This window comes from Aeromonas sp. s12 (genome assembly GCF_040907925.1).
GTDB classification, from domain to species: domain Bacteria; phylum Pseudomonadota; class Gammaproteobacteria; order Enterobacterales; family Aeromonadaceae; genus Aeromonas; species Aeromonas veronii.
This window is the reverse complement of the sequence record NZ_JBFOCT010000014.1, coordinates 144,735-157,559: the sequence shown is the minus strand read 5'-3', so window position 1 is coordinate 157,559 and position 12,825 is coordinate 144,735. Positions and strand designations below refer to the sequence as shown.

The window sequence follows — 12,825 nt, the reverse complement described above, 5'->3', positions numbered from 1 at the left end:
GTGAGCGATGGGCAAGGGTGGCTCTAACGAAATTCAGGAGACGGAAGCCCAGAGGGCGGCTGCAGATGTGGCCATGGAGCAGTGGAACCTCTACAACTCCAGCCTGAAACAGTATGAGGACATCTTTATGGACAAGGTGGATGACCTCAACAGCGATAGCGAGCACGACAAACTGGCTGGCACGGCCGCGCTGGGTACCGCTCAATCCTTTGGCGAGGCACGCGCTGGGCTGGCCGACTCTATGGCGGCTGGCGGTGTGGATCCGACCAGCGGCAAGTATCAGGCTGCCATGTCCAATCTGGAGACTGATCAGGCACTGAGCCAGACCGACACCACCAATCGCGCCCAGTCCAGCCAGCAAGATAAGTATGTGGCTGGCCTCAAGGATGTGGTGAGCATTGGCGCCGGGCAGAAGGCCGAATCGCTGGCTGCCATGGGAGATATGGCAACTACCAGCCTGCGCAAGGCCACCAGTGACGCCCAGAGCTCATTCCAGAGCCAACAGGCAACCGCTGGTCTGGTTGGTACGTTGGCGGGAGCTGGCACGGCGTATGGGCTCAAGGAGCTTAAGGCGCCAGCAACAACAACCGTGAGCAAGAAGATCAGTCCGACAGCCAGCGTGCTGCAAGGCAAGGGCTATTAAGGGGTAAACGATGGGATACGCCGCAGATACATTTGCACAGATCACTCGCGAGAGCTACCAGGACTGGAAAGACCGCTTCTACCCGAAGCAGAAGGAGCTTATGGAGCTGGCCACCAACGGCAAGTTGCTGCAGGAGCAGCTCGGCCGGGTGGATGAGAACAACGCCAACGCCCTGCGTTCTGCCCAGCAGGCTACGGCAAACCGCAATGCCCGCATGGGGGTGAGCAACAACGCCAACGACAACAGCCAGGGATTGCGGGCTGCCCTGATGACGGCGGGCACTGAAAACGGCCTGCGCGAGCAGGAGCAGGCACGCCAGATGGGGATCTTGACCGGCGCTGATGCCGGCCTGCGTGAGGCAATCAAAACCGGTGGAGGTATGTGATGGGGTACGGACTGCTTGATATTGGCGCCCAGACGCGCCAGCAGGGTATGGCAGGGTTGCGTGATGCGGCCAATCGGGAGCAGGAGATTGAATCTGCCAACAAGAGCCTCAAGGCGGCGCGCAAACAGCAGACCATGAGCACTATCGGCACTGGTGCATCGATGGGTGCCATGCTCGGAATGGCTGGATCGTTAGGCGGACCACTAGGCGGGCTTGTTGGTGCTGGCGTCGGATTTCTGGCGGACAGTTTGTTTTAAAGGGGGTGAGTGATGGGTGTATCAGGATTGGCAGAGGGCTTTCTGGCTGGCTTCAACACCATGGATCGCTATCAGCGCGGCCAGAAAGAAGATGAGCGAATGGAAAAGGCCATGAGCCTGCGTGACGCCATGTGGCAGAGCGAGCAGGAGCGGCAAAAGGTGGCGGATGCTCGCTATCAGGATGAGCTGGGTTACAGTCGTGGCCGTGACAAGGTTGCCGATGAGCGGGCTGATCGCCAGTTCGCGCTCACCGAGCGCCAGGTGAAATCTGCCGAGGCGAGAGCCAATGCAGCTGAGCGCCGCGCCACGGCTCAGGAGTCGCGCCAGCAACAGGAATATGAGTGGCAGGTGAAGGAGCGGGATAAGCAGGCGTACCAACAGGAGAACCTGCCCATCATCCAGTCCGGCTGGCAAGCTGTGGCGGAGGGCAAAGACCCTGGCCAGCAGTTCTGGAACGTGGTGCGGGATCCGCGGGCTGGCACCTTCAACCCGGAGCGCTACCTGCAGCCGGATTATGCAGAGGCGGGCAAGACCTTTGTCACCCATGCTGGCAATCTGATGCGCCAGGCTCAGGAAGGAAAACTAGACCCGACCACACCGGAAGGGCATGCAGCCGTGAACAACCCGCAGTTTATCAAGGCTGCCGGCACACTCTATCAGGACGAGATCGGCAAGGGGGTTGGCGATATCGACCCGGATAGCGGCAAGACCATCACCGGAAAGCAGCTGAACAACATCATGATCACCCCCGACGGGCGAGGCGTGGTGCTGGGGGTGGAGGTGACCTACGACGACGGCAGCAAGGCAGTCCGCCCGGTCACCAATAACCGGACCTCTGCGCCGGATGACACCCCCAAGGTGATCCCCATCAATGACTTCCTGAAACCGGCCTATCAGCGGGCGGCGCTGGCCAAGCACATGATCGGTAACGCCGACCAGCTGCGCACCTCCCTTGGCCTGACGGCTGGGCCTGACCAGGCAGGCTACAAGAAGGCGGTTGCTGACCTTGAGAAGCAGCACGGCCAGAACCGCGCCAAGATCTCCTCCAGCAATGCAGAGGATAAAGACCTGCAGCTCGATGCACTGGATGCCCAGCTTGAACAGAGCAAGGCGGCGCTGGCTGATACCTACGGCCTAACCACCAAAACGGATGAGCCAAAGCAGGAGGCGCCACTCAAGGCGTGGACTGGGGGCGATCCCGAGCGCCTGCAGTTTATCAAGGAGGCCAACCAGCACGGCAAGCTGAGCAGCTTGATGGATAACCCAGCACGGATGAACACGGCGTTCGAACTGTGGCGTCAGCAGGCGGCCAAGCAGAAGAAAGAGGAGCAAGCCACCGTGACAGCCGGCAGGCTGCGTGATGCGGAGGCTGGCGCCTATCAGGCCATCAGTCTGGCGCAAGCGCGCCGCTAGTTGCCTTTCCAACCCCCCAGCGTTAGCATCTCTCCATAGTCGGCCAGTCTGCTTATTGGCCAGCACTCCCCATATCAAGCCCTGATCGGTTCGCCGGTCGGGGCTTTTCTTTTGCACAAAAAGCCGAGGACACCATGGACAAGCCTGGACTGCGCGACGCCTTGCCACAACCGAAACTATCAGACACCCGCACAGACCCGTTCTGGAGCAATCTCGATAGCAGCCTATCCGCGGCTGCTGCCCCATCCGCCGCCCAAACCCCACAGCGCGACCTTGATGTTGGCCTGGGGGATGTGGCGCGCGGCGTGGGCGCTGGCGCACTGGAACTGGTTGGCGGGATTGGTGAGTTGGCCCGGCAGGCAAGCCAGTTTGGCAAGGAGAATGCTGGCAAGCAGGGAGGCGATTACCTGGAGCAGGCTCGCGCCAATATGGCCAGCAAGCTGAGCCCGGTGCTTGATGTGGTGGCTGGCGCTGGCGACTTGGCAAAGTCAGGCGCCGAGTCGCTGACCGAGGGGATGAGCGGCGATGCCAAAGAGGCGATCGGCCGCAGCCTGATTGATGAGACGCCAGAGGGGCGCCTCACCATGGGGGATGGCGCTGGGGATCTCGACGTATGGGCCATGAAGATGGCGCAGGGCGTGGGCTCCATGGTGCCGACCCTGCTGGCTGGCGGTGTGACCGGTGCCGCCGCCAAGGCCAGTATCGGGCGCGCCGTTACCACCTCCATGCTCAAGCGGGGGGCTACTCAGGAGGTGGCCGAGGCTGTCGCCGCCAAGACGGTGGCCAAGCTGGCGACCGGCGCAGCCGTCACCACTGGCGCGACCGGTTCGGTGGGTAGCGCGGGGGTGAATACCCGCGAGTCAGTGCTGGGCATGAGCTTTGATGAGCTGTCCCGGAGCGATACCTTCCGCCAGGCATTCACTCGCATCGACCAGGATCAGCAGACGCAACACCTCTCTGATGAGGAAAAGCTGTCGCTGGCCCGGGAGGAGACTGCCAACGTTGCCAGTCGAGCCACCATGAGCGACGCCAAGGTGTGGGGCGCAGCCGCCATGGGCTCTGTGATGGGCGATGCCATGCTGTTCAAGATGCTGGCAGGCAAGGCGGCGACCGGTGGCGTGCTCAAGGGGGCAGCCAAGGGGGCGGTAGGTGAGGGGATCGGCGAGACCCTCGAGGAGGGGGTGCAGCAATACACCATCAACGAATCCCTTAACGAGGTGGCCGCTGCCGATATCGACCCGATGAAAGGAGTGGTGTCCAGTGCGCTGGAAGGCGGCCTGATCGGCATGGGTACCGGTGGCGCCCTGGGTGGAGCTGGCGGGCTGCGTGGCAGCAAGTCACAGCCAGAAAGCGAAGGGGGCGCACAGGTAGACCCCGCCACTGTGGAGGATGTCGCACCTGTTGAGCAGGGTGATCCGATGCAAGCAAACCCCGCTGCCGCACCGGCAGATCCTGACTTGGAACCTGCCGCCGACGCCATGGCCGATCCGGTGGTTGCACCATCTGGCGAGCAATCACCGCTCGGCCCCAGCGCCAGCCAGTTTGACGAGCTGCGTGATGTGCCGGCCTACCTGCGCCGCGACGATACCGCAGAGCGGTTCAAGGGCATGGCTGCCGATAGCGAGGTGCAGCGCGCCCTGGCTGGTGAGTTTGGCCAGTCAGTGCAGGAGCTGGTTGCCTCCCAGATGCAGGCTGGCGATCAGGGCAAGAGCCTTTATGAGCGAGCTCAGGCTGGCGAGCTTGGGCTTGACCCGTTCGCAGGAAACAAGAGCGCCCAGCAGGTGGCCATGGAGAACCAGCGCCCAGCCCTGCCGCTCAAGGATGTGATCTTTGCCGGTGACGCCAATGCCGCCCGGGGGATGACCAAGGAAGGCCACTTTGACGACAAGCAGGCTGGCACCGGTCCCCAGTTCCGCGGCGCAGAGCGCACTCGCTGGCAGAGTGGACAGGAGGGGGATGTGTTGCCGCCAGAGGCATCTTCCACCAAGCCCGCTGGCGAGCTGCCTGGCGCGGTGATTGAAGGGGAGGCTCGCGAGGTCGGTACCGAGTTGCCGCACCGCGATGTGGTCTATGGCGCAGATCAGCGACAGCCTGACGCCAAACCGATGCGCGGCAGTGCCACCGAATCGGCAGTTGGCCCGCTCCAGACACTCCGCATCACCCGCAAAGGCAAGCCGTTCGCAACCGAGAAAGAGGCTGCCATGGCCAGCCGCAAGGGCAAGGAGATGCCGGTGCAGCTCAATGGCGGAGGATTCGGGGTGGCCGAGATCGCCGAAGTTGAGCAGGTGCAGGCCGCCAACAACTCCAATGCAATCAATGGCCCGCAGGGCAATAACCAACCGCAAGCAGAGGTGAGCAATGAGCCAGTTACCCCAGCACCTGCAATCAGCAGTGAAGGACAAGGCGCTCAGCCTGGCGCAGGCGAACCGGCTGCAGCAGGCGCTGGACCAGCCATTGCCAGACTCACCGACCGAGCTGGATCCGGAAATCCGGCAGACAACACTCCTGCTTCACCTGTACCTGATGGACAGCAGCAAGATGACCAAACACTGACAGCCCCGGCCACAGATGCCGGGGCTGCTGTTTCTGGCCGTATTGGCGAGGACGAGCTGCGAGATCGCGACCTGCTAAAAGAGCATGGCGGGCACTGGAAGTATCGTTCTGCAGTAGGCGCAGGTTGGTTTACTGCCAACACCAAGGAGGCCGCCATTGAGCGTGCCGAGGAGGCATACCGCAAGGCAGTATCCAAAGGAGAGCCAGTCCCCACCAGGGATGAGCGGTTCGCACAGGCAGACGCAGAGCTGTTTAGTGAAATGGATCGCCGCTACGGAAAGATGTCAACTCCCGAGCTTGAAGCAGAGTACCAGCGACTTGGTGGCGAGGTTGGCGATCTGCAAAAATCAGGCTCTGGCGAGTTCAACGGCAATGGCGGCCGCCGCACTGGGGCTGCTGTATCCAATGAAGGTGCTCGTCAGGTTGGTGAGGAACGCTTGCGCCTTGGCGTTTACATGAAGATGCGCCGCGACCGCGATACCGTGGAGTCGGGAGCCAAGTCGCAGCAGATCGAGCCAGCCAACGACTGGAGCGGCGCCAAGAGCGCAGCGGATTACCACGCCGCGAAGCGTCGCCTGTTCTCTGGCGAGATGGAGTTTTCTGAATTTCAGGCGATGAGCCGTTCCGCCCTGGATAATGCCCCCTCCCTGCGGGCTGAGCTGGAAAAGAAAACCAAGCAGGATTTGCTTGATCAGCTGAGCCGCTTCAATGCTGCCCGCTACAAAAATGACAAAAAGGCCGTCGTGGTTGAGGCCGCATACAACCAGCTGATCGGTGATCTGCGTTGGGCTGCCAACGGTGATGGCAATACCATCAGCGAGACCTATGCCATCGGCGGCGCCAGACAGAGTATCGAAGAGCGAGTCGCCAAGGCGCTGGATGGTTTGACCCCGGAGCGGTATCAGCTGTTTCGTGATAAGCAGTTGTCCGACGTTGCCGAGATGCAGCGGCGCCGGGAAGAACTCAAGCAATCTCTCACCGACCCTCAAACCTTGGATGACTTCAAGGCATTCATAGAGCGGCGAGGGATTGACAAGCTGACCCAGGAGCAGCGTGCCCGCTATGAGGATATGGTTGCTGCTCGCAACCTAGATCGCAGGGAGCAGGAGCGCAGCGCCAAGGGAAATGAGACTGCCCCCTCTACCACTTCCAGCGACATCATCAAGACCAAGCACACCAAGACCGGCGATGATCTGTTTGTTGTGCAGATGGGGGATCGGGTTGAGCGAGATGCTTACAATCGCATCAATGCTCACGCCAAGACCATGGGTGGCTGGTATTCGTCATTCCGCGGCAAGGGTGCCGTGCCTGGTTTCCAGTTCAAGAGCGAAGAGAAAGCGACCGAGTTCCGCGCCTGGCTGGGTGGTGAGGTTGGCGGGGCTAGCCCAGAGGTTGCACCTGATCAGTCTACTGATAGCGAGGCGCAGCCGGCTGGCAAGTCCAAGCAGGTGGAGGCGCTGCGCAATCGCGCTGCGTCAGCGAGAGCCAAAGCGGAGGCGGTGTTTAATGCCGATCGCAAGGAGAATACCGCACGCCGCGCAAGCATGGCGGCCAACGCTAGAGCCAACGCCGAGCGAGACCTGCGTTTTGCTGGCTTGCTCGAGGCTATCGCCACCGGCATCGAGAGCGGGGAGATCACCTACCTGCGCAACCTTGCCAACGGCGCGCAACTTGAAGAGTTGCAGTCGGCGCTCAATCGGGGGCTGTGGTCGCTGCCTGCCACCAAGATTGATGCCCTGGTGAGCGATGGGGTGATCAATCGTGATGACAGCAGCCGTTATTCCTGGAGCGACAAGGCAACCCCTGAGCAGATGGTGGAGGGGGTATCAATGCCGGGCATGGATTACCACACCGATCGGATTCGTGAGGTGGCCCTAAAGATGCAGGGGGCGAGCGGTTTTAAGCAGGCTGGTGCCAAGGTAATGAGCCTGGTCAAGGCTGCGGCAAACAGGGATAACAAGACCACAACCCTGAGCGATCCGGAGCTGATTGCCAAGCTCAAGGCGTATGTCACTGGTAGTGATGACTACAGCACCAGCACCATCAAGGATCAGATCGCCGGGTATGGTCGCCTGGAGCGCATGGGCATTACCAATCACACCGAACTGCGCGCGGCATTGCGTGAGCTGGTCAGACTGCAGCGCGGGCTGAATGAGGCGGCACCGCAGCGGGATCCGGTGACAGAAAAAACCAACGCATTGAAGCGCCGGTTGCTGAACAACCGCAACGCCTTTATCGACTTCTTCCCCACTCCGGAAGAGTACGCCGCCGACCTGGTGGACCGCCTTGGTATTGAGCCTGGCATGGTGGTGCTCGAGCCATCTGCCGGTCACGGTATGCTGGCAGAGGCCGCCCGGGATGCCGGGGCAACGGTGGAGGCCGTGGAGCTGGCTAGCGACCTGCGCGACATCCTGCAGGAAAAGGGGTTCTCTCTTGTCGGTAATGACTTTATGGAGACAACACCATCCCAGCGCTATGACGCTGTGATCATGAACCCGCCATTCTCCAACGACATGGATATTGACCATGTGCGCCATGCCTTTGCCCACCTCAAACCGGGCGGGCGGTTGGCTGCCATCGTATCCAGCATGGCTGGCCAGCGCAGCAACAAGAAAAACAAAGCGTTCCGCGAGTGGCTTGACGACCTTGGCGCCAGCGAGGAGATGATGCCGGAGGGGGCATTCAAGGATTCGCTCAACCCAACCAGCGTGCGCACCAAGATCATCACCATTGAAAAGCCGGTTGATAGCACTGCGAACTCGGATTCGACCGAGCAACGAGCCGTCTCATTCTCCAAGCAGGCCATGGCGCAGGGTGAAAAGCCAGCCAAGCACCTGACCCGCAAGGAGGCGGAGCTGGTCACCAAGGAGTGGTTCAAGCAGTACCGTGGCGCCAGTGGCATTAATGTGCAGATCCACGCGACCCAGGCCGAGCTGGAGAAGGCGCTGGGGCTGGCAGCCAAAGACGGCCTGATCCGCCGCGCCGCGTTCGATGATGACAACGGCACCCTGCATGTGGCCGCGGATACCATCGCCAACCCCAAGCGGATGCGCGAGATCCTGCGCCATGAGGTGCTGGCCCACTATGGCCTAGCCAACGTGCTGGGCGATGGCGAGTACACCAAGCTGATCAGCCGCATCATCAAATCGAAGAACGCCCCCAGCATGAAGGCGGTTTGGGATTGGGTTGATACCCATTACGCTGGCGAGGATGTCGGGGTGCAGGCCGAGGAGGTGATCGCCCACCTGGCCGAACTGGAGCAGAGTGCCTGGCGCCGCGGCTGGGATCAGGTGGTGGCATGGGTTACCAAGGCGCTGCGCACTGTCGGCTTTGTGCCTGGTGGCATTACCGCAGCTGAAACCAGAGTGCTGATTGAGGGGCTGGGCAAGAAGATGAAGCGCGGCGGCCCTGACAATGGTGGCCCGGATGGTGGTCATAAGTTCAGTCAGGAGTCTGAACAGCCAACAAGAATGAGCCAGGAGATTGGTGCTGGTGCTGATAAAGGTAGCCTGAGAGATGTAATCAAATCGATTCGCGGGTCAGGCGTGACGATATTAGCCACCGAGAATGGTGGGGTTATTAATATTGCCAAGATCGCGGTTAATGAAAGTGAGAGAGGTAACGGCAAGGGCACGTCGGCTATGCGAGAAATAATGCGGTACGCAGATCGCACAAGCCAGATGATTGCCCTATCACCATCAGCCGACTTCGGCGGCAATAAGTCTAGACTTGAAACCTTCTACAAGGGTCTTGGGTTTATTGAAAACAAGGGTAAAAACAAGGACTTTTCAATATCAGAATCCATGTATCTCCCAGCAAATGAGAAGCCATCGGTAAGATTTAGCCAAGCCAACACAGCCGCCGACAAGGCCATGGAAAAGCTCAATCTCGGCCCCAAGCCTGACATCATCGACAAAACCAAGGCCAATCTGGACAAGCTACGCAAGGTTGATCGTGGTGTGGTTGAGTCATGGGTGGACCGCTTTATCAAGAAAGCCAACACCGAAGTGCTCGATGCGCTGGCCCCCATCAAGTACGCAGAGGATGCGGCAGGCATTACCGATGCAGCCGACTCCGGCTATGTTGCGGCGCGGATGGCGACCGGGGCAGCCTCCACCATGCAGGCGACCATGCTCTATGGTCTGCCGGAGTGGAAGGACGGGGTGATCCAGCGCAAGGCGGGTACCGGCGAGAAAGACGCGCTGCTTGGCATCTTCTCCGATCTGGGGGCTGATCTGCACAACTGGCTGGGCTGGATGGCCGGTCACCGGGCGGAACTTCTGATGGAGCAGGGGCGTGAGAACCTGCTGAGCGAGCAGGACATTGCCGCCCTGAAAGGGCTTGGCAATGGCAAGGAGGCCAAGTTCAAGGAGGCAAAAACCCGCTGGAACCGCCTCAATGCCGCAACCCTGGATCTGGCGCAGGAGGCTGGCCTGTTCACCAAGGAGGCGCGGGCCGAGTTTGAAAGCGAATGGTACATCCCGTTCTTCCGTGAATCCGAGGATGGTGATGTGATCGCCCCCTTCAAGCCTAAGGGCATTGCCAACCAGAACGCCGGGATCAAGAAACTCAAGGGCGGGGAGGCCAACACCAACGATCTGCTCGAGAACATCTTCACCTCTACCTCCAAGCTTATCGACGCTTCCATGAAGAACATGGCGGCGCAAAAGACCGTCTGGAATCTGGCGGATACCGGGCTCATCGAGGTGATACCCAAGCCTAACAAGATGGACTATCAGGCGCTTGCCAACGGCAAGGACCGGATAATGCTCAAGCTTGAGGGTGAGGAGTACATGTTGCGGGTGGAGGATCCTGATCTGTATCGGGCCATGACCTTCTTCGACCGCAAACCCTTTGGCAAGATGACCATGATGGCGTCAAGCGCCAAGCGTATCCTGACGGCAGGGGTAACCGCCTCACCTGAGTTTATGCTGCGCAACTTCCTGCGTGACTCACTCTCCAGTTGGGCGATCAGCAAGGACGGCTTCAAGCCGGTGATCGACTCAATCAAGGGGGTGAAAAAGACCCTGGCGATGGACGGCAGTACCATTGATGTGATGTTCAGCGGCGCCAGCTTCCTGGGTGGCTATGTCAACGGTAACGACCCCGGCGCCATGGCCGACACCGTGCGTAAGTCACTGCGCCGCAAGGGGATGACGCCGGAGCAGATTGCCCGCTACGAAAAGAGCATCATCCGCAATGCGGCACACGCTAAAGGTGTGGTGGCTGACGCATGGGAGAAGTACAGCCGCTATGGCGAGGCGCTTGAGAACGCCAACCGCGAGGCGGTCTATGCCGCGGCCATCAAGGCGGGCAAGAGCCACGCACAGGCGGCGTTCGAGTCAAAAGACCTGATGGACTTCTCCATGCTCGGGGCGGCCAGAGCCATTCAAGGTGCGTCCCTGGTGCTGCCGTTCTTCAATGCTCGCCTGCAGGGTCTGGGCAAACTGAGCCGGGAGCTGCGCGACAACCCCCGCGAAATCGCCAAGCGGGCTGGCATGATCACCGCCATGTCGCTCGGCCTGCTGGCCGCCAACTGGGACGATGAGCGATACGAAGAGCTGCCGGATTGGGACAAGGACGCCAACTGGCACTTCTTTGTTGGCGATCAGCACTTCCGGATCCCCAAGCCGTTCGAGATTGGTGTGATGTTCGGCACCATCCCGGAGCGCATGGTGCGCGCCATGGGTGACAAGGACACCGGCGCCCAGTTCGGCAAGGCCGTGGCCCGGGCAATTGGCGATACCTTTGCCCTTAATCCCACCCCGCAGATCATCAAGCCGCTGGTAGAGGCCGCCTTCAACTATGACACCTTCCGCGGCGGTCCCATCGACAGCCCGCAGGATCTGGCTGTCAAGGCGGAGGCCCGCTACAACGAGCAGACCAGCTTGCTGATGCGCGAGCTCGGCGAGCTGTCTGGCTTCTCACCCAAGCAGCTTGAGCACTTGGTGATTGGCTATACCGGCACCATCGGCGGTTATGTGATGGCCACTGCTGATGGCCTGATCAGGGCATCTCGCCCGGGTGAGTCGGCCAGCTGGCGCGCTGACGAGATCCCGCTGGTGAAAGCCGTGTACCGTGGCACCGGTCCGGCCAAGTCCACCCAGCATATGGAGGAGTTCTACCGGATGCTGAGCGAGGTGAACCAGCTCAAGCGCACCGTTGACCAGTACCGCAGTGAAGGGCTGGACGATAAGGCGAATGAATTGCTCGATGAGCAGGGTGGCATCTTGAAGTCACGCCGCAGCCTGAGCCGCACTCAGCAGCAGGTACGGGTGGTGCGCAACAAGATTGAGCTGATCCAGCGTGACCGCACCATGAACGCAGAGGAGAAGCGCAAGCGCATTGATGAGCTACTGGCCCGCCGCAACGACCTGGTGTATCAGGCGGTAAACAAGAACAGGGAGAACTGGGAGTAAGGGAGAATAGCGGCCCTGGCTGAGCCCATGCGAAGGGGGTAAGCTAGGGCCTTAATATGTGAGGACCCTGACCATGTGGATACTGTTTGCGTTGATAATGATGGTGGTGGCGCTCAAGGCGTTCAGCTTCAGCTTTACGCTGGCCCTGATCCCCTTTGCTGCCGGGTGTTGGTGCTTTAGCAAATCCAGCCGGAGCGACCTGGATGACTTTATGGCATTCAGCTTCTTCTTTGTCCTGGTTGGATTTGCTATTGCGGCGCTTGATCAGCTGTTTTGATGTTGTTTCACATTTCTGTTTATAAAAACAATGGCAGCGATACCGCCTAGAACTCCGAACTGAATGACAAGCCTTTCTATATCTATAGTTACACCGGTGTTGTTTGATTGACCGACAAGTGATGGCGGTGATGAAATAATTGAGTATCCAGCAGGAATTTCCTTTCTTGTCATATTTGTATTCACAACAAACTTCCAAGGCGGGACGATGCTCATTAATATGAATAACGATATTAGAGCGCTATAGATTTTCTTTTCATTAGACATGAGTGGCACCATACTTTTATTGGCAGCAAGCCATCCTATAACCAACACCACAACTACAAGAATGAATGTTCCGCTGTTGTCTTTCGATTGCTTCTCATTGGTGTTAACCGGCATCACCTGACGTCCTTGCGCGTCACCAAGCTCTCTCTGAGCTTGAAGTCTTTCATATTCTTCTAGGTTTTTATCAAAGTCACTCCAGAACTTCTCATCATGCACCCCATGTGAACTTACGGATGCGCCAGTGGCGCAGTGAGACATTCCAATAAATAAAAAAACAAAAATAAACCTAAGTAATATCATAAAAGCTCACCCACTATTGCCTTCTTTTTTCTTCATTTCGCTTCTGACGAACTCAATAACTTCTTTGATATGCTCATCAAACTCATGGTAATTGAATCTGGAGTGAGCTCTGTGAGCTTCGTCATCAATGAGAATCACTCCATCTGGCAGCGATCTGGCGACACTCTCTTTATCGTCATCAAAAGACTTTTGAAGTCGGTGAACAATTTCAGCATTCATGGTTCTTCCTGCCGCTGCCGCAGACTCATGGATTGCTGAGTGAAGCGCCCTTGGTAGGCGTAGAGCTGTTTTTTGTATGTCTTTGCTCATGAT

General features: G+C 59.2%; 8 protein-coding genes. 6 read left to right on the top strand and 2 right to left on the bottom strand.

Features of this window, described 5'->3' with window-relative positions:
* The first annotated feature begins 7 nt into the window (after window positions 1-7).
* The 6 genes from AB5Y67_RS07385 (at window position 8) to AB5Y67_RS07360 (ending at window position 11,947) form a co-directional block, all read left to right on the top strand.
* A complete protein-coding gene (locus AB5Y67_RS07385) occupies window positions 8-643 on the top strand; it encodes a hypothetical protein (RefSeq protein ID WP_368207601.1) in 636 nt (211 codons plus the stop codon).
* Window positions 644-653: 10 nt separating this feature from the next.
* A complete protein-coding gene (locus AB5Y67_RS07380; RefSeq protein WP_252655467.1) occupies window positions 654-1,028 on the top strand; it encodes a hypothetical protein in 375 nt (124 codons plus the stop codon).
* Complete coding sequence (locus tag AB5Y67_RS07375; protein WP_368207600.1) at window positions 1,028-1,285, top strand: bacteriocin; 258 nt, start codon at window positions 1,028-1,030, stop codon at window positions 1,283-1,285. The genes AB5Y67_RS07380 and AB5Y67_RS07375 overlap by 1 nt, the downstream gene beginning before the upstream one ends.
* A 12-nt stretch (window positions 1,286-1,297) precedes the next feature.
* Entirely contained in the window at window positions 1,298-2,698 is a 1,401-nt protein-coding gene (locus AB5Y67_RS07370) for a hypothetical protein (RefSeq protein WP_368207599.1), read from the top strand.
* A gap of 134 nt (window positions 2,699-2,832) precedes the next feature.
* Entirely contained in the window at window positions 2,833-11,670 is an 8,838-nt protein-coding gene (locus AB5Y67_RS07365; RefSeq protein ID WP_368207598.1) for an LPD38 domain-containing protein, read from the top strand.
* 73 nt (window positions 11,671-11,743) lie between these two features.
* Window positions 11,744-11,947, top strand: coding sequence for a hypothetical protein (locus tag AB5Y67_RS07360; protein WP_069556139.1), 204 nt, complete (start codon window positions 11,744-11,746; stop codon window positions 11,945-11,947).
* Here the strand turns inward: AB5Y67_RS07360 and AB5Y67_RS07355 are convergent.
* Window positions 11,935-12,513, bottom strand: a complete 579-nt coding sequence (locus AB5Y67_RS07355) for a hypothetical protein (RefSeq protein ID WP_335873462.1) — start codon at window positions 12,511-12,513, stop codon at window positions 11,935-11,937. The two genes, AB5Y67_RS07360 and AB5Y67_RS07355, sit on opposite strands and share 13 nt — an antisense overlap.
* Window positions 12,514-12,519: 6 nt before the next feature.
* On the bottom strand, window positions 12,520-12,822 hold the full coding sequence (locus AB5Y67_RS07350; protein ID WP_159144026.1) for an Arc family DNA-binding protein: 303 nt from the start codon (window positions 12,820-12,822) through the stop codon (window positions 12,520-12,522).
* Window positions 12,823-12,825 lie beyond the last annotated feature (3 nt).

What these genes read in the sequence shown, in the direction of transcription:
- AB5Y67_RS07385 (WP_368207601.1), top strand. Translation starts at nt 8, where the DNA reads ATGGGCAAGGGTGGCTCTAACGAAATTCAGGAGACGGAAGCCCAGAGG.
- AB5Y67_RS07380 (WP_252655467.1), top strand. Translation starts at nt 654, where the DNA reads ATGGGATACGCCGCAGATACATTTGCACAGATCACTCGCGAGAGCTAC.
- AB5Y67_RS07375 (WP_368207600.1), top strand. Translation starts at nt 1,028, where the DNA reads ATGGGGTACGGACTGCTTGATATTGGCGCCCAGACGCGCCAGCAGGGT.
- AB5Y67_RS07370 (WP_368207599.1), top strand. Translation starts at nt 1,298, where the DNA reads ATGGGTGTATCAGGATTGGCAGAGGGCTTTCTGGCTGGCTTCAACACC.
- AB5Y67_RS07365 (WP_368207598.1), top strand. Translation starts at nt 2,833, where the DNA reads ATGGACAAGCCTGGACTGCGCGACGCCTTGCCACAACCGAAACTATCA.
- AB5Y67_RS07360 (WP_069556139.1), top strand. Translation starts at nt 11,744, where the DNA reads ATGTGGATACTGTTTGCGTTGATAATGATGGTGGTGGCGCTCAAGGCG.
- AB5Y67_RS07355 (WP_335873462.1), bottom strand. Translation starts at nt 12,513, where the DNA reads ATGATATTACTTAGGTTTATTTTTGTTTTTTTATTTATTGGAATGTCT.
- AB5Y67_RS07350 (WP_159144026.1), bottom strand. Translation starts at nt 12,822, where the DNA reads ATGAGCAAAGACATACAAAAAACAGCTCTACGCCTACCAAGGGCGCTT.